Source organism: Brevibacterium senegalense (assembly GCF_000285835.1).
GTDB lineage: Bacteria > Actinomycetota > Actinomycetes > Actinomycetales > Brevibacteriaceae > Brevibacterium > Brevibacterium senegalense.
The window spans coordinates 129792-147578 of sequence record NZ_HE978608.1 but is presented as its reverse complement, the minus strand read 5'-3'; the positions used below and the strand labels follow the sequence as shown (position 1 = coordinate 147578).

The following is a 17787-nucleotide window of genomic DNA, read 5'->3' as shown; positions in this document are numbered from 1 at the left end:
GCCCGCGCCACGTCGAGATGCTCGCCGACCTGCGGCAGCTTCTCAGTCACGTAGTCCAAGAGCCGATCGAACTGGGCATCCACGGCCGCGGCGTCGGGCTGGTCGTACACGCTGTGCAGCATCGCCTTCACCGCCGGCCACATGGACTTCGGGGTGATGCCCATCAGGTTCGCCGCGTAGTGAGTCCGGCAGCGCTGCCACACCGCGCCGGGCAGATTCGCAGCGATCGCGTCCTTCAACCCGGCGTGGGCGTCGGACGTGACCAGACGGACCCCAGCCAGCCCACGGGCGACGAGGTCAGCGAAGAACTCGTTCCACGCCGCCCCTGTCTCACTGGTGGCCACCCGCAGTCCGAGGACCTCTCGGTGACCATCACCGTTGACGCCAGTGGCCAGCAGGGCGACGACGTTGACCACCCGTCCGTTCTCGCGGACCTTCATCGTCAGCGCGTCGGCGACGAACGTGAACGGGCCGGACTCATCGAGGGGCCGGTGGCGGAAAGCCTCGACCTGCTCATCGAGATCCGCTGCCATCCGGGAGACCTGGGACTTCGACAAGGCGTTGATGCCCAGGGTCTTGACGAGCTGGGAGCCGCGGATGCGATGTCCGCGAAGCGTGCATCCGTGGAGCCATCCGTCTCGTGGAGACCCCCGCGAGGTAGCAGTCCGCGATGACCGTGATCAGAGCCGACTCTGCACGCTTGCGGCGCTCGAGCAGCCATTCCGGGAAGTACGTGCCTTGTCGCAGCTTCGGGATGGCCACGTCGAGCGTCCCGACCCGGGTGTCGAGCTCCCGGTGGCGGTAGCCGATACGTCGAGCCGTCCCGTCCGGGGAGGACTTGCCCCACTCGGCACCAACGACGGCATCGGCGTCCGCGGACAGCAGGGTATTGATCATGGTCTGCAGCAGGGTACGCATCATGTCCGGGGAGGCTTCGGACAGGACTTCACCCAGCAGGCCGGCAGGGTCGATAATGTGAGGAGCGGTCATCGTTGTGACTCCGTTCGAGGATTCTTGGAAGGTTGACTCGAAGGATCACACGGTGGCCGCGTCCACATCAGGAGCGATGTGCCCGGACCTCCGTGCGTTACACCACTCTATGAGGCACTACCGACCGACGCTCCCGGCCGACCTACACCCTCATCTGGGAAGAGCCCGATTACCCTCTGGACGTCTCCGTGCCGATGATCGACGCGGCGCTCCGCGCTGCTCATGTGAGCACAGATGAAGTCGCGGCATTCATCGACCGATCGACTGAACGACGGGGAGCCCGCCGCGCGCGCCGCGCCCTGTCGATCGCCGACCCTTCTCACGAATCTCCCGCGGAATCGATCTGCGCGGTTCGCCTCCACGAGCATGCGATCGACGGCTTCGACACCCAGGTGACATTCGGCAGCCCCGACGGGGCGTTCCGTGCCCGCCTCGATTTCCTCCACCGCGCCGCGAAGCTGATCCTCGAGGTCAACGGGGAGATCAAATACGTCGACGGAGAGGCGGGCAGCCGCCGCGCTCGTCAGGAGCGGCAGCGCGACTACCGCCTGCGGAACATGGGCTACCGCGTCTATCAGCTCACGTGGGCCGACCTCTTCTCCCCGGAGACGTTCCGTGAGATCCGCCGCCTCGTTCACGCGACGCCGCCCCTGCCCGGATGAGTTCGAGGGACACACGCACGCACCCGCGTGTCGAACCAGCGGCCCGTCCCTCGCCCCGGCTCATCCGTCGCCCCGGCCCTCACGCAACCGCGAGCCGACGACGCGTTGCGAACTCACTCCCGCGGAGCGTCCCCAGCGCCACACCCGCACTGAACCCCTCACGATCTGCGATTAATACGCCGCCATCATCAGCAATCACCCATTGGTGTCGTCCATGCGATCATTCGGCTAAGCTATGGCGCTGTTCACACTGATCGCATGCTCGCGCATGACCGTCACAGTCCACAGGAGTCCCGTGCCCCGCGCAGACCGCCGCCAGAGCCACCCCGCCCGCACAGCCTCGCGCACCCCCGCTGGTATGCGCACCTCCGCGGACCCGCACGTGCAGGAGTCTGCACACCGCCGCACACGCACGCTGCGCACCCGCGCGACGGCCGCTGTTGCCGCCGCCGTCACCGGCGCACTCGTCCTCTCCGGCTGCGCGATGGAGGCGAAGACCGTGGGCGGCCTGCCCGACCCCCTGGTCCTCACCACCTACGGCACGTCGACCGGTTCGTACGCGGACCTCGCAGCGGTGGCCGACCGCGTCTCCGTCGACACCGGCGCACGAGTGCGCATCATCACCTCCGACACCTCGGTGGGGCGCCTCGCCGCCCTGCGATCCGGTGCCGCGCAGGTGGGCCGCTTGGGCGATGAGTACATCTTCGGCTTCGAGGGCGTCAACGAGTTCGCCAACCAGGACTGGGGCCCGCAGGACATCCGTGTCGTGTGGGTGCCCCTGTCCCCGCACGGCGTCATGACGCGCACCGCAGACGGCCTCGACGAGATGTCGGACCTCCGCGGCAAGCGCATCCCCCGCTACACCGCGAACCCGTCGGCCAACGCGAAGGTCCAGGCCCTGCTGGCCTACGGCGGGCTCACTCCGGACGACGTCGAGTGGGTCAACATCGGCTACGGCGAGCAGGCGGACGCGCTCCAGCAGGGGCAGATCGACATGATCTACGGCGCGGTCTACGGCGGCTCGTTCTTCGAACTCGCCTCCCAGGTCGACGTCCAGTGGGTCGATCTGGACCCGGACGACGCCGAGGCCGTGGACCGTCTGCAGACCGTAGTCCCCGCCGCTTCCGTCGGCAGCTTCGACAGGGCGCCCGCCCAGGAGGAGGGCGAATCCGACCACGGGATCTACTACAGCGTCGCGATTGCCGCGTACGACGAGATCGACGACGAGGCCATCTACAACCTCATCGACTCCATGGTCGACACGTACCCCGAGTACAAGGATTCGACCATCAGCCTCCCCCGGTGGGATCCGGAGGAAGTCGTCGTCGAACCGCAGGAGACGCCGTTCCACGACGGAGCGGTCCAGTGGCTCAAGGACCACGACCGCTGGAGTGAGGAGGCGCAGGAGACGCAGGATGAGCTCACCCAGCGCGGCGAGCGTCTCCACGAGGAGTGGGCCGAGTTCATGAAGACGGAACCCGCGGACGAGGACACCTACCGCCTGTGGCTCGAGTGGAAGCGCGAGAACGGCCTGGCCAAGGAGTCGGAGGAGATCACGAGCGGCTTCTTCTGAGCCGCCTTCTCTTCCCCACCGTAGAGGGCCATAGGATGCACTCATGGCACTGACGGACACGGCACTCACGAGGATCAAGGACCTCATCGCCTCCGGTGAGCTGTCCCCCGGTCAGCGTCTGCCCCCGGAGAACGAGCTGTCCGCGATGCTGGGCCTGTCCCGCAACTCCCTGCGCGAGGCGGTCAAGGCCCTCGAGCTCATCAACGTCCTCGAGGTGAAGCGCGGCAACGGCACCTTCGTGGCGCAGCTGACCGGCGAGCAGCTGCGCGAGGCGATCGGGTTCGTCGTGGAGATCCACGCCTCGAACTCGATCGAGGAGATCCTCGCAGTCCGCCGCATTCTCGAGGCCCAGTCCGCCTACCTCGCCGCGTCGCGCATCACGGACGACCAGCTGGCGACACTGCGTCGCACGATCGAGGAGACGGACGAGGACAGCATCGACTCCCTCGTCGAGAACGACATCGAGTTCCACCGGACGATCGCGGACGCCGCCGGCAACAGCTACCTGGCCGGCATCCTCGACGCGGTCTCCGTCAACACCCGCCGCGCGCGCACGTGGCGCGGACTCACCCAGACCGGCGCGATCGCCTCGACGATCGAGGAGCACCGCACGATCGTGAGCGCCCTCGAGTCACGCGACCCGGACACCGCCCGCGCCGCGATGACGGTGCACCTCGCCGGACTCGAGCAGTGGGTCAGCCACGCGGGCGACACCCCCGATCAGGACTGAGGACCCCCGCCGTCACCGAAGGTCCCGAGGACGGCGGCCCGCCGCCGCCCGCAAGGGTGGCAACCCCGACTCCCGCGGTCACCGCACCCGTCGACGCCGGACCCATCAGACCGAGGCCGTGCCCACCAGACCGGGACCGGGCCCCTCACTCAGCCCCTCACTCAGCCCCACCTCCCGGTCACCTCACCGCAGCGTCGCGGGATCGACGGTGATGAGCCCGCGCTCCACCGCCGCGCCCCAGAAGCCCTCCGGGAACTCCGCGCTCACGTGCGCCAGGTTGCTCGCCACCTGCTCCGGCGTCCGCATCCCCAGCGTCACGTTCGTGATTGCGGGATCGCGCTGCACGAAGGCGATCGCGGCGGCCGGCAGCGTCGTGCCCCACTCGGTGCACAGCGCGGCCAGGGCCTGGGCGCGCTCCAGCACCTCCTGCTCGGCGGGCGCATAGTTGAACGTCGCATGCACGGACGGATCCGGGTTCGCCAGGATCCCCGAGTTGTACACGCCCACATCGACGATGCCCACGCTCCGCTGCGCGCAGGCGGGGATGAGGTCCTCGCGCGCGCTCTGGTCCAGCAGTGTGTAGCGCCCGGCCAGCATGATGACGTCGATGTCCGTCTCCGTCACGAACCGGTGGAGCATCTCCCACTGGTTCATGCCCGCGCCCCACGCGCCGATGATGCCCTCGGACCGCATGCGCTCGAGCTCCGGGACCGCACCGTCCACGGCCTCCTGCCAGTGATCGTCGGGATCGTGGATGAAGACGATGTCGAAGCGGTCCAGGCCCATCCGCTCGAGCGACTCCTCGAGCGACCGCCGGACCCCGTCCGCCGAGTAGTCCCGCACCCGCATCTGATCACCGGGCACCGCGAAGCCCTCGTCGTCCTGCTCCTGCGGCGCCGAGGCCGGCCGGATGAGCCTGCCCACCTTCGTCGACAGCAGGAACTCATCGCGCGGCTTGTCCCGCAGGACCGCGCCCAGCCGTCGCTCGGAGAGCCCGAGGCCGTAGTGCGGCGCCGTGTCGAAGTACCGCACGCCGCCGTCCCAGGCGGCCTGGACCGCCGCGTGCGCCGTCGCATCGTCGATCGCCCGGTAGAGGTTGCCGACGGGCGCGCCGCCGAACCCCAGGCCGACCGTGGAGAGCCTCTCCACTGTCCGGTTCGCTGTCATCGGTTCTCCTCACATCATCGCCGCACCCGAGGTCCCGGGCACCGTCGTCATCCTGTCGCCGCCCGGGATCCCCGGGCCGGGCTCACACCCCGTAGAAGCGCTGGGCCGTCGTACCCAGCACCGCTCCGACGTCCGCGGCTCGACTCGGCCCTGCCAGCTCGCCTGCCACCTGGGCCAGAGCATCGGCCACCGCGCGCACCCAGTCGGCGCGCGTCAGTCCGTGCGGCACCGTCGAGACCGGGTGATCCGTGCCGACCATGCACCTGTCGGGCCCAAGCGCCGTGATCGCCGGCAGCGCGAACGTCCGCACCAGTCGCTCAAGCTCTTCCGCATCGACCGTGCTACCGGCCAGCGGCGGCAGGCCGGAGACCTTCACGTGGAGCCCGGGGATCGCGGCCAGAGCACGCAGTGCTACGTCGTCCGCCGCCCCGCCCACATCCGGCTTGCCCAGGTGATCGAGCACGATCCCCGCGGCGTCGCCGCGCTGGGCGACGACCCGCTTCAACAGGGAGAGCAGCTCGTCCGTCTGATCCGCGCGGATGCACAGGTCGACGGTCAGTCCGCGCTGTCGCGCAGCCAACACACCCGCCACCCGTGCGGGAACGTCGAGCTCCCCGGCCGGCAGGCCCTCGAAGTTGTCGCGCACGCCCACGACGAAGTCGTTCGCCGCGTACCGGCCCAGTCGCTCGTGGAGGTCCGGCGCCGTGTAGTCGACCGCAGCGACCATTCCCCGCAGGTGCGGGTGCGTCTCCGCCAGGCCGCGAACCCACGCGATCTCATCATCCCACTGGTGAGCCGCCGCCCCGGCCTCGACCACGACGGCCGCCGGCAGGACAGCGGGTGCTGCCCCGGCCTCGGCCGCGGTGTCCGCCTGCCCGACCACAGCAGCAGTCTCCTCAGCCGCACCCCCATCCCACGGGTCCCCCGGCAGGGACGTGTGCGGCAGGTCGAGGCCCGCCATCCACGGGTACTCGAGCCGGTCGCGGTCCCACAGGTGCAGGTGGGAGTCGATGAGGAGCGCGGCGCGCGGGGCCTCACGCATGGGATGCTCCGCTCATGCCGTGCGCACCCCGACGGTCAGCAGCAGGTTCGCGTACTGGCGCTGGTCGGCGGTCGCGACGACGACGGCCACGTCCGGCGTGCGGGCGGCGTCGTAGAACGCGAAGCGCTCGTGGCCCACGAACTCCGCCTGTGGCAGGAGTGCGCGGTAGTCGGCGATGACGGGGGCCTCGGTGTCCTCGGCCGTCAGCATGATCTCCGCAGCCTCGATCGGCACGGTCCGCACCAGCGGCTCCAGTACCTGGGTGACCGTCAGGAGGCCCGGGGTGAGGTTGAGGTGGATCCGCTCGGCGGCAGCCGGCGCACCCGTGCTGTGCGGATAGTTGCCATCGGCCAGGAGGATCTTCGTGCCGTGCCCGCTGCGGCCCAGGGCGCGCAGCAGGTCGGGGTGCACGATGTCGGTCAGCAGCATGGTCGGATCATCCCTCCCGCCAGTGGGCCTCGATCTCCTCGAGGGAGCGGCCACTGGTCTCCGGCACTCGGGTGAGAACATACAGCAGTCCCGCCGCGGACAGCACCGCGAAGACGAGGAACACGATGGGTCCGAAGCCCTCGAGCGCCACCGGGAACGCCGCCGCGAAGATCGCGTTCATCGTGTACTGCAGGAACGTGATGACGCCCATGCCGATCGCGCGGACGCGCAGCGGGAGGACCTCAGGCACGTACAGCCAGAAGACGGGTCCCAGGCCGATTCCGAACGCGAAGGTGTAGACGAACACCGCGGCGATCGTGAGCATGCCCGCATCGGGCGCCAGCCACAGGACCGTCATCGCGACCGCCTGGCCGGCCATCGAGATCGCCAGCAGCTTGACGCGGCCCAGCTTGTCGATGATCGGCAGCGCGATCGCTGTCGAAATGACGAGTGCGGAGCCCACGCCGTAGTTCGCGATCATGCCCGCGTTCTCACCCATCGACTCCACGTTCTGGAAGATGATGGGCGCGTAGTAGACGACCGCGTTGATGCCGGTGAACACCTGGAAGAACGTCAGGACGACCAGCACGACCAGTGGCTTGCGGGCGGACCGCAGCAGCTGCCCCACTCCGCCCTCCTGCTGAGCGAGGCTCGCGCGGATCTCCCGCGCCTCGTACTGCGCGTAATCCTCGCCGCCGCGCAGCGAGCGCAGGATCGTGAGCGCCTCGTCATCGCGGCCGCGCGTCATGAGCCAGCGCGGCGAGGCCGGGGCGATGATCATGCCGATGAGGAACACGGCCGCGGGGAACGCACCGATGCCCAGCATCCACTCCCACGAGCCGGACTCCTGGAAGACGTCGCCCACGATGTAGGCGCAGAGGATGCCCACGTTCACCGTGAGCTGGTACATGCCGGTGAGCATGCCGCGGATGCGGGTGGGGGCGAGCTCGGACAGGTAGATGAGCCCGAACATGTTCGCGATGCCCACCGCGAGTCCCAGGAAGAACCGCGCGCCCATGAGGAACTCGGGCGTGGGCGCCAGCGCGTTCGCGATCGAGCCCACGACGAAGATGATCGCGCCCACGATGAGGATGTGGCGGCGGTCGAACCGGCGCGAGGCCAGCGTCGCCCCCACGATCGCGGGCAGGGCGCCCCACAGCAGCAGCGACGTGATGAGTCCCTGCTGCTGGGCACTCAGCCCGAACTGGTCGGTGAGCGGCGGCAGGGCTCCGGAGATCGCACCGGAGTCATAGCCGTAGAGCAGGCCGGAGAAGCCGGCCAGCACGGCGATGAAGTAGACCTTGCGCGGGATGGGCTCCTGCGAGTGGTCGCGGACGGGGTGGGGCGCCTGCGTGGCCGCCTCGCCGGGTGCGTCGTTGCGCATCAGCGATTCCTTCCTGGGATGTGGGGGTGCCGGTTCCCGGCGATGGGTCGCCGGGCCGGCCGGGGCCTCGGGCATCCGCGCCCGAGGCCGTGGCCGGGTCCCCGGGATGTCTCACCCCGGGTACCGGGCCGGGTCAGTGGGCGGTCGCCCAGACCTGACCGGAGGGGAACAGGTGCTCCTCGATGCTCGCGGCGTGCATCTGCGCGCCGCTGCCGGGCAGCGCCGGCGGCCAGTAGCGGCCGTCGTGCACGTCGACCGGCTCGACGAAGTGCTCGTGCAGGTGGTCGACGAACTCGATGACGCGGCCGTCTGACTCGCCGGAGACCGCGATGAAGTCGAACATCGACAGGTGCTGCACGATCTCGCACAGGCCCACGCCGCCCGCGTGCGGGCAGACGGGGACGCCCTTGTGGGCGGCCAGCAGCAGGATCGCGATGTTCTCGTTGACGCCGGCCACGCGGCACGCGTCGATCTGGAGGACGCGCAGCGCCTCCGCGTCGAGGAACTGCTTGAACATGATGCGGCTCTGGCAGTGCTCGCCGGTCGCGACCGGGATCGGGTCGATGCCGCGCTGGATCTTCGCGTGGGCCAGGACGTCGTCCGGGCTGGTGGGCTCCTCGACCCAGTGGATGTCGAACTGCGCGAGGTCGTTGATCCAGTCGATCGCCTCGGCCACGTCCCAGCGCTGGTTCGCGTCGACGGCGATGGGGAAGCCCTCGCCGCAGACCTCGCGTGCGATGCGCAGACGTCGGATGTCGTCCTCCCGGTCCGCGCCCACCTTGAGCTTGATCTGGCCGAAGCCCTCGTCGATCGCCTCGCGGCACAGGCGGGCCAGCTTCTCGTCGCTGTAGCCCAGCCAGCCCGGCGTCGTCGTGTAGGCGGCGTAGCCCTCCGCGCGCAGACGGGCGATGCGCTCCTCGCGGCCCTGCGCGCCGCGGCGCAGGATCTGAAGCGCGTCCTCCTCCGTCATGACGTCGGACAGGTAGCGCAGGTCGACGAGGTCGAGGATCTGCTCCGGCGTCATCTGCGACAGGAGTTCCCAGAGCGGGAGTCCGGCGCGCTTGGCCTTGAGGTCCCAGAACGCGTTGACGACCGCGCCGATCGCCATGTGCATGACGCCCTTCTCCGGGCCCAGCCAGCGCAGCTGCGAGTCGTGGACGAGCTCCTTCCAGAAGCCGCCCATGTCGTCGAGGATCGCCTCGACGTCGCGGCCGCGCAGCGTCGTGGCCAGGGCCTCGATCGCAGCGGACTGGACGTCGTTGCCGCGGCCGATCGTGAAGACGAAGCCGTGTCCCTCATGGTCGTCGCCCGCATCCGTGCGGACCACCAGGTAGGCGGCGGAGTAGTCCGGATCCGGGTTCATCGCGTCGGACCCGTCGAGGTCCCGCGAGGTGGGGAATCGGACGTCGTGGACGTCGATGCCGACGATGGTGCTCATGCGTCTCTGCTCTCCAAGCTTGTGCGATTTCCGCACACATCCAATGTCTGCGGCAGTTTTAACGGATCTCACAGCGGAACCCGCGTTGTTCGCAGTTAAACATAGGATGTCTTGGTGGTCAAAGAGACTCACCTCACGATGACGGGCGCCTCCCCCAGCGGAAGGCGCCCGTCGTCACGCGCGGCGAAGAGTGTCAGCACTCCACGGATGGATCAGCGCTCACTCCGAGCGGAGGCGCAGCCCCTGCATGCCGCCGTCGACGGCGATCGAGGTGCCGGACACGGCGGATGCAGCCGGCGAGGCGAGGTACGCGATCGCCGCGGCAACCTCGTCCGCAGACACGAGGCGTCCGCTGGGCTGGCGGGCGCTCAGCGCCGCGCGCTCGGCCTCCGGGTTGTCCGCGGAGTCCAGCAGGCGACCCACCCAGGGGGTGTCCGCGGTGCCGGGGTTCACGCAGTTGACGCGGATGCCCTCGCGCAGGTGGTCCGCCGCCATCGCGAGCGTGAGCGAGTAGACCGCACCCTTCGACGCGGAGTACAGCGCGCGCTGCGGCAGACCGGCGGTCGCAGCGATCGAGCAGGTGTTGACGACCGAGGCGGCCTTCGACTCCCGCAGGTGCGGCAGCGCCGCACGGGTCACGCGCACGATGCCCAGGACGTTGACGTCCAGGACGCGGTGCCACTCCTCGTCGTCGTTGGCCTCGACCGTGCCCTGCGCGCCGATGCCCGCGTTGTTGATGACGATGTCGATGCCGCCGAACTTCTCTGCGACCGCCTGCACGCCCGCGCGCACAGAAGCGTCGTCCGTGATGTCGACCTTCTGCGCGAAGTGCTTGACGCCGTCCGTGTTGATGTCGAACACGGCGACGTTCGCGCCCAGCTGTGCGAACTGCGCGGCGGTCGCCGCGCCGATCCCCGACGCTCCGCCGGTGATGATGGCGGTCAGTCCCGTCATGTCGAATGCCATGGTTACTCCTCCAAGAATGCGTGTGGGTTCACGGCCCGGACGGAACCGGGTCGGGGCGGCCGGTCAGCCGACCGCGGCCTCGGGGTCACTGACTCGGGGTCACTGGCTCGACGCCGCGGTCCGGTGCTGCTCAGCCGATCGTGCTGCTCAGGCCTGGGCGAAGACCTGGCGCTGACGGCCCAGGCCCTCGATCTCGACCTCGACGACGTCGCCGGCCTTGAGGTACGGGAAGCGGCCGGACAGGGCCACGCCCTCCGGGGTGCCGGTGAGGATGACGTCGCCCGGCTCCAGCTGCATGTACTGGCTGAGGTCGAGGATGATCGCCTCGACGTCGAAGATCATGTCGCGGGTGTTCGAGTCCTGGCGGACCTCACCGTTGACCCAGCTGCGGATCGACAGCGCGTGGGGGTCGACCTCGTCCGCGGTCACGACCCAGGGGCCCAGCGGCGAGAAGCCGGGCGAGCTCTTGCCCTTCGACCACTGGCCGCCGGACACCTCGATCTGGAAGGCGCGCTCGGAGAGGTCATTCGCGACGACGTATCCGGCGATCGCCGCGGCAGCCTCCTCGCGGGTCTCCAGGTAGGAGACGGGCTTGCCGATGACGATGCCCAGCTCGACCTCCCAGTCGGTCTTCTGGGAGTTCTTCGGGATGAAGGCCTCGTCGTAGGGGCCCGCGACCGTGTTGGGGTGCTTGAAGAAGACGATGGGGTGCGCGGGCGGCTCGGAGCCGGATTCCGCGGCGTGTGCGGCGTAGTTCTGGCCGATGCAGATGAGTGCCTGCGGGCGGGCCAGGGGCGAGCCGATCCGCGCGCCCTCCTCCGCCGTGAACGCCGTGAGCTCGCCGGCTGCGGCGGCCGCGGCGATGCGGGCCGGGCCGTCGGCGGCGAAGAAGGCGGGGTCGAAGGCGGCGGTCACGGTCGAGACGTCGTAGTCCGTCCCGTCGATCGTCGCGACGGGCGTCTCCGCGCCCGCGGGTCCGGAGGTCCAGAGCTTCATGGGGATTCCTTTCACCGAGGATGGCAGCGGGTGTGCACCCCGCCGCAGCGGGGCGCACGTCCAGCTTCTCATCCCAAGAATATAGGAACTCCTGAATGTGTATAGGGTTCCGTCGTGAGGAACCGGTCACCACCCGGCGACCGCTCCCCTCACCGCCCCGTAAGGTCCAGCGCCGCCCCCGTGATCGCGTCCGCATCGATCCCGTGGATCGCGTGCGCCTCCGACACCGAGGCCGCCTCGCCGAACCGGGTCACGCCCAGGTTCCGCGTCCGGTCGCCGCGCACACCTGCGAGGAACGCGAGCGTGTGCGGGTGCCCGTCCATGACCGTCACGAGCGGTGCCGGCGCCTCCACTGGGAACAGCTGATCGACGATCGCGCTGCGCCGCGTCTGCTCGACCTCGTGCCGCGCCTGCAGCGACCGGAACAGCAGCGACGGGCTCGTCACGCAGACGACGCCCGCGCGCACGCCCAGCCCCTCGAGTCGCGTGGCCGCCTCGAGCACCTCGGTCATGATCGCCCCCGCACCCACGAGCGTCACGACATCCTCAGCCGCCGGGTGCTCACTCAGCCGGTACCCGCCAGCCAGCACATCCCGCCGGCGCCGCTCGCGCAGGGTCGCATCCTCCGGCACTCGCGCCAGTGACTGATCGACGGGCCGGGTACTGAGGCGGAAGTAGGCCGCCTCGCCGCCCTCGGACTCCGGCAGCTCCAGCCGCCGCATCGCCTCGAGCATCGTCCACTCGAGGTCCTGCGCGAACGCGGGCTCCCAGCTGGTGAGGCCGGGGATCTCGAGGGTGACGGACGGGGTGTTGAATGACTGGTGCGCGCCGCCCTCCGGCGCCAGCGTCACGCCCGACGGCGTGCCCACCACGATCGACCGCCCGCCCGCGTAGAGGCTGAACGTCCACGGCTCCAGCGCGCGGTTGATGAAGGGGTCGTAGATCGTCGCGATCGGCAGCAGGGTCCTCCCCCACCGCTGCCCGGTCGAGCCCAGCTCGCCCGCCAGCGACACGAGGTTGACCTCCGCGATGCCCAGCTCCACGTGCTGGCCCGCCGCGGTCTCGCGCCAACGCATGACGCGCTCGCGGTCGTCCGCGAACCAGTCCGCGCGGCCCGCGATGGACCACACGCCGGTCTTGTTGATCCAGCCGCCCAGGTTGGTCGACGTCGCGACGTCCGGGCTGAGCGTCACGACGTGGTCCGCGACCTCCGGCTGCGCGCGGTGCAGGTCGGACAGGAACCGGCCCAGCGCCGCCTGCGTCGAGGTCGTCGCCTTGGGCGCGTACCCCAGCTCGGCCGGGACGGCCGGCACCGGCTGCGTCTCCACAGCATCGCGGCGCAGGCGGTCCGCGGCGGCAGCCAGGGCCTCGGCGGCGGGGGTTCCGTCCTCGAACTTCTGCCAGGGGTCGTCCGGATCCATGCCCGAGGCCGCGGCCAGCTCTCCCATCTGCGCACCTGTCAGCTGGGCCGCGTGGTTGCCGGGGTGGCCCTCCGTCGCGAGGCCGCGTCCCTTGATCGTGTACGCGAAGATGACGGTGGGGCGGGTGTCGTCGATGCGACCGAACGCGTCGACCAGCTGGGCCAGGTCGTGGCCGGCCAGGTCGCGGACGATCTCTGCGAGGTCCGCGTCCGTGTGCGGCTCGAGCAGGCCCGCGAGCGTGTCCCGGTCGGTGCCCTCGAGGCCGGCCAGGAGGCGCTCGCGCACTTCGTCCGGGTGGGAGCGCAGCAGGCGCTGGTACTCCTCGTTGGGCATGTCGCGCATGCGCCGCTCGAAGACGTCACCGCCGGATGCGGCGAAGAGCGCGCTGATCCGCTGGCCCCAGGTCAGGGTGATGACCTGCCAGTCCGCGGCGGCGAACATGCCCTGGAGGCGCTGGATCTGGACGTCGGGGATGACGCGATCCAGGGACTGCCGGTTGAGGTCGACGATCCAGACGACCTCGCCCAGGCTGCGGACCTCGGGGTCGATGATGGCCTCCCAGACCGCGCCCTCGTCCAGCTCCGCATCGCCCAGCAGGGAGTAGAAGCGTCCGGCCGGCGGGGTGGTGTCCGGAAAGCGATCGGCCAGGTACCGGTGGGACAGGGCGGCCCACAGCGGTGCGGTGGCGCCGATGCCCACGGAGCCGGTCGAGAAGTCGACAGTGTCCGGGTCCTTCGTGCGCGACGGGTAGGGCTGCAGACCGCCCTTCGCCCGCAGCGTCGTGAGCCACTTCTGGTCCAGGTCGCCCAGCAGGTAGTTGAGCGCGTGGAGGACGGGCGAGGCGTGCGGCTTGACGGACACGCGGTCCCGCGCGGTGAGCTCCGTGAGGTAGAGCGCGGTCATGATGCCCACCATCGACGCCGACGACGACTGGTGGCCGCCCACCTTCACCCCGTCCGCGTTCTCCCGGCCGCGGTTCGCGGCATCGATGATCGACGTGGCCAGCCACAGGACGCGCTGGGCGACCTCGTCGAGGACCTCCGTGCTGGCGGACGCGCGCAGCGGTCGATCGTTCGCGGTGGGCGGATCGATCTGCGTGGACGTCTCGAACTGGACGCCGTCGTCATTGATCGCGCGGACGTCGCGCGTCCGGGCCTCGTGCGTGCGGTCGTCCCGCTCCAGGGCGTCGTGGACCTGGTCGTCCTGCGTCCGGGCGTCGTGGCTGCGGTGGTCGGTCGTCATCGTCCCCTCCGGGAGTTCGGGCGTGCGGCGGGCCGCGGTGGGTGGGCGGCGCGCGCTCAGTCGTCGAAGATCGCGCTGTACGCGTTGAGCGCCAGCTGGCCTCCCAGATGAGCGTAGAGCACCGTGTTCTCGGAGGTGAGCTCACCGGCGCGGATGAGGCCGAAGAGGCCCGCCATCGACTTGCCCTCGTAGACGGGGTCGAGGATGACGCCCTCCTGCTCGCCGGTCGTGCGGATCGCCTCGATCGTCGACTCGTCCGGGATGCCGTAGGCCGGTCCCTCCCAGCCGGAGCGGATGATGACCTCGTCTTCGCGGATCGCGCGGCCCAGGCCGATCTTCTCCGCCGTCGTGTTCGCGATGCGGGTGACCTGGTCGATCGTCTTGTCGAGCGTCGCGGAGGCGTCGATGCCGATGACGCGGCGGGGGCGGCCGCCGGCATCCTCGATCTCTGCGAAGCCCGCGATCATGCCGGCCTGCGTGGAGCCGGTGACGACGCAGACGATGATCGTGTCGAAGAAGACGCCCAGCTCCTGCTCCTGCGCGACGACCTCGTGCGCCCAGTTGGCGAAGCCCACGCCGCCCAGGGGGTGCTCGGAGGCGCCCGCCGGGATGGGGTACGGCGTGCCGCCGGCGGCCTCGACCTCCTCGAGCGCCTGCTTCCACGAGTCGCGGATGCCGATGTCGAAGCCGGCGTCGTCCAGGCGGACGTCCGCCCCCATGATGCGGGAGAGCTCGATGTTGCCGACCTTGTCGTTGACCGGATCGTCCCAATCGACCCAGCGCTCCTGCACGAGGCGCGCCTTGAGCCCCAGGTGCGCGGCGACCGCGGCGACCTGGCGGGTGTGGTTGGACTGGTAGCCGCCGATCGACACGAGCGTGTCCGCGCCGGACTCCAGGACGTCCGGAACGATGTATTCGAGCTTGCGGGTCTTGTTGCCGCCGAAGGCCAGGCCGGAGTTCACGTCCTCGCGCTTCGCGAAGATCCGGGGCGCATCCTCGCCGCCCAGGTGGCGGGCCAGGCGCGGCATCTCGTGGATGGGGCTGGGGCCGAAGGTGAGCGGGTAACGGGGCAGGTCTGCAGTGGCCATGGGGCGCCTCTCTGGGGTCGGTGCGTGCAAGCGATATGCGATATATTGCGTGATGCATGTCATAGACTGGCACACGTTCGACGCGATGTCCACAGTCGATCGCCACGACCACCCGAAGGAGCCGCCCTCGTGCCCATCCCCGCCGGCCCGGGCCTCACCCCGCGCACACTCCTGCGCGATGACGTGCACCGGAGGATCCGCGACGCGATCGTCCGCGGCGAGCTGCAGCCGGGCGAGAAGCTGCGCGACGGCGAGCTGGGTGACTGGCTGGGCGTGTCCCGCACCCCGGTGCGCGAGGCGCTGCTCAAGCTCGCGGAGGCCGGACTCGTCACCGCCCGCCCCGGCCGCGAGACGATCGTCGCCCCCGAGGATCCCGTCGCGCTCGACCACGCCCGCACCCTCGCCGCCGAACTCCACGCGCTGGCCGCCCGCCTCGCCGCACCCCACGCCGCCGCGGACACCGCCGCGCTCACCCGGCTGCGCGAGGCGAACGAACGACTGCGGAGGGCCACCGATCCCGAGGCCGCGATCACCGCGGACACGGACGTCCATGACGTCGTGGTCGCCCTGTCCGGGAACCCGCTGCTGCCGGGTCAGCTGGACACGCTGGTCCCGATCCTGCTCCGCGCGGAGTTCCTCCACTTCGACGCGCAGACCGCCGCGGCGTCCGCGGCCCAGCACGACGCGATCCTCGAGGCACTGGTCGCAGGCGACGCGGACCGCGCAGCGGATCTCACCCGCGAGAACTGGCTCTCCCTGGCCTGAACGCAGGCCCGCGTCAGCGGCCGGACTTGCCCTCGATCCAGTAGTTCTGCGTGAAGAAGGTCCCACGCTCCAGCTTCCACTGTTCCTGGCAGACGCTGCGGACGGCCTTGACGAGGCGGCGTCATCGCCACGTCGATCCGCTCCCCCGCCTGCATCCGCGGAGCTGACGCCGGTTCGTCATACCTCGGCGGCCAGCAGCCCCACGAAGGCACGGGCGACGGGGGTCATCGCAGCTTCGAGCTCCGGCTCGGCCTCCGTCACCGGGTCCACGACCGCGTCGACGGTGAGGTCGCTGGGCAGCGTCTCCGGCAGGCCGCCAGCACCGTCGACCCACCCGCGCAGCAGCGCGGTGTCGGCCTCGAGGTGGAACTGTGTGCCCCACGCACGCCCCACCCGGAACGCCTGGACGGGAGCGTCCGTCCCGTCGACCAGATGGACGGCACCGGCGGGCAGCTTCATCTGGAGTCCGTGCCACAGGACGACCGGGAACTGCGCGGGAACCCGCGAGAACAGCGGATCGTCCGCCGCCTCCGGGCGCAGGCGCCCTGTCATGACGCCCACCTGCGGGACGACTCGGTGGACGACCGGGGTGCCCAGGGCCTCGGTGAGCATCTCCCCACCCAGGCACACGTTGAGGCTCGCGAACTCGCCCTGCGCCGAGGCCGCCAGCAGCTCCCGCACCGCAGGGAACCAGGGATTGTCGTCATCATCGACCGGGCCCGCCTGCCCGCCCAGCACCAGCAGACCCACACCGGGCGCCCGGAACTCCTGGAGCGTGGGGATCGTGGCGAGCGCCGCCGGCGCGTCAAGTGAACCGTCCGCGACGAGCGCCCGATACGGCCGCCGCACGTCCAGCTGCGCACCGGACGCCTCCAGCCAGTCACCGAGCCTGCGGGCGTCCGTCCCCTCCTCGTGCTCGATCACGATGATGCGCGGGGCCATGGTTCCTCCTCGTCCTGATGCGAAGACCGAGGTCCGGCGGCGCAGGTCGCGCGCCCGCCGGACCTCACTGATCGTGGCACACCGATCGCGGGCGTCGAGACCCGGCCGGGCACCGCTCGGTCACCCGCCGCCTCTCACTCCGCCGTCACGTACGCGGCGCTGATGCCGCCGTCCACCGTGAACGTGCTGGCGTTGACGAACGACGCGTCATCGCTGGCGAGGAACGCGACGGCCGCCGCGATCTCCTCGGGCTCCGCGAACCGCCCGCCGGGCACGTGCACCAGCCGGCGCTGCGCGGCCACCGGGTCGGAGGCGAACAGCTCCTGCAGCAGCGGCGTGTTGACCGGCCCGGGACACAGCGCGTTCACGCGGATCCCGTCCTTCGCGAACTGGACGCCCAGCTCACGGCTCATGGACAGCACGCCGCCCTTCGAGGCGGAGTACGAGATCTGCGAGGTCGCCGCCCCCATGAGCGCGACGAACGAGGCCGTGTTGATGATCGAGCCGGACTTCTGCTCGACCATGTGCGTGAGCGCGTACTTGCTGCACAGGTACACGGACGTGAGGTTCACGTTCTGCACCCGCGACCACGCGTCCAGCCCGGTGTCCAGGATCGACGAGTCGTCTGTGGGGTTGATCCCCGCATTGTTGAACGCGACGTCGACGCTGCCGAAGGTGTCCTTCGCCATGGCGGTGAATCTGGGGCACGCGAACCACCAGCACGCGGACCTGATCGATGCGATCCTCGCCGGTGACGCGGACCGCGCCGCCCAGCTGGCCTCGGATCACGCCCGCGGCACGGAGTCCCTGCTGCGCGGATTCCTGGAACGACAGGGGTGAGGGCTGGCCGCGTCGCATGTCGCAGATGTGGAACACGACCGGCGACTCCGCCGGCGTGCCTCGGCATATCGTCGTGGTGAGGGAGTGACCGCACGCGCCCCTTCGAACCCGC

At 70.2% G+C, this 17787-nt stretch carries 15 protein-coding genes and 2 pseudogenes; 5 read left to right on the top strand and 12 right to left on the bottom strand.

All coding sequences use genetic code 11. The features are described from left to right. A pseudogene (locus HGBR_RS18180) lies at positions 1 to 990 on the bottom strand (IS256 family transposase); the annotation flags it as partial. 224 nt (positions 991 to 1214) lie between these two features. Between HGBR_RS18180 and HGBR_RS18175 the strand changes: the two are divergent. The 3 genes from HGBR_RS18175 (at position 1215) to HGBR_RS14030 (ending at position 3955) form a co-directional block, all read left to right on the top strand. Continuing rightward, positions 1215 to 1652: a hypothetical protein gene (locus HGBR_RS18175; protein ID WP_147522513.1), complete on the top strand. Its 438-nt coding sequence runs from the start codon at positions 1215 to 1217 to the stop codon at positions 1650 to 1652. A gap of 295 nt (positions 1653 to 1947) precedes the next feature. After that, positions 1948 to 3225, top strand: a complete 1278-nt coding sequence (locus HGBR_RS18170) for a TAXI family TRAP transporter solute-binding subunit (RefSeq protein ID WP_019159982.1) — start codon at positions 1948 to 1950, stop codon at positions 3223 to 3225. A 43-nt stretch (positions 3226 to 3268) separates the two neighbouring features. Beyond that, positions 3269 to 3955 carry a FadR/GntR family transcriptional regulator gene (locus tag HGBR_RS14030; RefSeq protein WP_019159981.1) on the top strand — a complete coding sequence of 229 codons (687 nt, stop codon included), beginning with the start codon at positions 3269 to 3271 and terminating at the stop codon, positions 3953 to 3955. A 183-nt stretch (positions 3956 to 4138) separates the two neighbouring features. On the opposite strand, the gene HGBR_RS14025 is transcribed toward HGBR_RS14030, so the two are convergent. From HGBR_RS14025 to HGBR_RS13985, 9 genes are all read right to left on the bottom strand, one after another. Then, positions 4139 to 5122: an aldo/keto reductase gene (locus tag HGBR_RS14025; RefSeq protein WP_019159980.1), complete on the bottom strand. Its 984-nt coding sequence runs from the start codon at positions 5120 to 5122 to the stop codon at positions 4139 to 4141. 82 nt (positions 5123 to 5204) lie between these two features. Beyond that, a complete protein-coding gene (locus HGBR_RS14020; RefSeq protein ID WP_019159979.1) occupies positions 5205 to 6164 on the bottom strand; it encodes an amidohydrolase family protein in 960 nt (319 codons plus the stop codon). A 12-nt stretch (positions 6165 to 6176) separates the two neighbouring features. Beyond that, positions 6177 to 6593, bottom strand: a complete 417-nt coding sequence (locus HGBR_RS14015; RefSeq protein WP_019159978.1) for an RbsD/FucU family protein — start codon at positions 6591 to 6593, stop codon at positions 6177 to 6179. A gap of 7 nt (positions 6594 to 6600) precedes the next feature. After that, complete coding sequence (locus tag HGBR_RS14010) at positions 6601 to 7977, bottom strand: sugar porter family MFS transporter (RefSeq protein ID WP_019159977.1); 1377 nt, start codon at positions 7975 to 7977, stop codon at positions 6601 to 6603. A gap of 133 nt (positions 7978 to 8110) precedes the next feature. Next, positions 8111 to 9415 (bottom strand): enolase C-terminal domain-like protein, encoded by a 1305-nt coding sequence (locus tag HGBR_RS14005; RefSeq protein ID WP_019159976.1) that lies wholly within the window; start codon positions 9413 to 9415, stop codon positions 8111 to 8113. Positions 9416 to 9634: 219 nt separating this feature from the next. Continuing rightward, complete coding sequence (locus HGBR_RS14000) at positions 9635 to 10381, bottom strand: SDR family NAD(P)-dependent oxidoreductase (RefSeq protein WP_019159975.1); 747 nt, start codon at positions 10379 to 10381, stop codon at positions 9635 to 9637. A gap of 147 nt (positions 10382 to 10528) precedes the next feature. Beyond that, on the bottom strand, positions 10529 to 11377 hold the full coding sequence (locus HGBR_RS13995; RefSeq protein ID WP_019159974.1) for a fumarylacetoacetate hydrolase family protein: 849 nt from the start codon (positions 11375 to 11377) through the stop codon (positions 10529 to 10531). A gap of 149 nt (positions 11378 to 11526) precedes the next feature. Beyond that, positions 11527 to 14040: a transketolase-like TK C-terminal-containing protein gene (locus HGBR_RS13990; RefSeq protein ID WP_019159973.1), complete on the bottom strand. Its 2514-nt coding sequence runs from the start codon at positions 14038 to 14040 to the stop codon at positions 11527 to 11529. A 56-nt stretch (positions 14041 to 14096) separates the two neighbouring features. Next, complete coding sequence (locus HGBR_RS13985) at positions 14097 to 15128, bottom strand: 1-aminocyclopropane-1-carboxylate deaminase (protein ID WP_019159972.1); 1032 nt, start codon at positions 15126 to 15128, stop codon at positions 14097 to 14099. A gap of 129 nt (positions 15129 to 15257) precedes the next feature. Here HGBR_RS13985 and HGBR_RS13980 point away from each other — a divergent pair, with 129 nt between their 5' ends. Then, positions 15258 to 15893: a GntR family transcriptional regulator gene (locus HGBR_RS13980; RefSeq protein ID WP_019159971.1), complete on the top strand. Its 636-nt coding sequence runs from the start codon at positions 15258 to 15260 to the stop codon at positions 15891 to 15893. A gap of 177 nt (positions 15894 to 16070) precedes the next feature. Here the strand turns inward: HGBR_RS13980 and HGBR_RS18165 are convergent, their stop codons facing one another. After that, positions 16071 to 16835 (bottom strand): type 1 glutamine amidotransferase, encoded by a 765-nt coding sequence (locus HGBR_RS18165; protein ID WP_019159970.1) that lies wholly within the window; start codon positions 16833 to 16835, stop codon positions 16071 to 16073. A gap of 134 nt (positions 16836 to 16969) precedes the next feature. Beyond that, positions 16970 to 17512: pseudogene (locus HGBR_RS18160) on the bottom strand (SDR family oxidoreductase); the annotation flags it as partial. Positions 17513 to 17522: 10 nt separating this feature from the next. Between HGBR_RS18160 and HGBR_RS20920 the strand changes: the two are divergent. Continuing rightward, positions 17523 to 17675 carry a GntR family transcriptional regulator gene (locus HGBR_RS20920; protein ID WP_019159968.1) on the top strand — a complete coding sequence of 51 codons (153 nt, stop codon included), beginning with the start codon at positions 17523 to 17525 and terminating at the stop codon, positions 17673 to 17675. Positions 17676 to 17787: the final 112 nt, after the last annotated feature.

Excerpts from the sequence above, each read along its gene's own strand:
- HGBR_RS13990 (WP_019159973.1), bottom strand. The coding sequence starts at position 14,040 with ATGACGACCGACCACCGCAGCCACGACGCCCGGACGCAGGACGACCAG.
- HGBR_RS14025 (WP_019159980.1), bottom strand. The coding sequence starts at position 5,122 with ATGACAGCGAACCGGACAGTGGAGAGGCTCTCCACGGTCGGCCTGGGG.
- HGBR_RS14015 (WP_019159978.1), bottom strand. The coding sequence starts at position 6,593 with ATGCTGCTGACCGACATCGTGCACCCCGACCTGCTGCGCGCCCTGGGC.
- HGBR_RS13985 (WP_019159972.1), bottom strand. The coding sequence starts at position 15,128 with ATGGCCACTGCAGACCTGCCCCGTTACCCGCTCACCTTCGGCCCCAGC.
- HGBR_RS13995 (WP_019159974.1), bottom strand. The coding sequence starts at position 11,377 with ATGAAGCTCTGGACCTCCGGACCCGCGGGCGCGGAGACGCCCGTCGCG.
- HGBR_RS14020 (WP_019159979.1), bottom strand. The coding sequence starts at position 6,164 with ATGCGTGAGGCCCCGCGCGCCGCGCTCCTCATCGACTCCCACCTGCAC.
- HGBR_RS14010 (WP_019159977.1), bottom strand. The coding sequence starts at position 7,977 with ATGCGCAACGACGCACCCGGCGAGGCGGCCACGCAGGCGCCCCACCCC.
- HGBR_RS14005 (WP_019159976.1), bottom strand. The coding sequence starts at position 9,415 with ATGAGCACCATCGTCGGCATCGACGTCCACGACGTCCGATTCCCCACC.
- HGBR_RS20920 (WP_019159968.1), top strand. The coding sequence starts at position 17,523 with ATGGCGGTGAATCTGGGGCACGCGAACCACCAGCACGCGGACCTGATC.
- HGBR_RS14000 (WP_019159975.1), bottom strand. The coding sequence starts at position 10,381 with ATGGCATTCGACATGACGGGACTGACCGCCATCATCACCGGCGGAGCG.
- HGBR_RS18165 (WP_019159970.1), bottom strand. The coding sequence starts at position 16,835 with ATGGCCCCGCGCATCATCGTGATCGAGCACGAGGAGGGGACGGACGCC.
- HGBR_RS14030 (WP_019159981.1), top strand. The coding sequence starts at position 3,269 with ATGGCACTGACGGACACGGCACTCACGAGGATCAAGGACCTCATCGCC.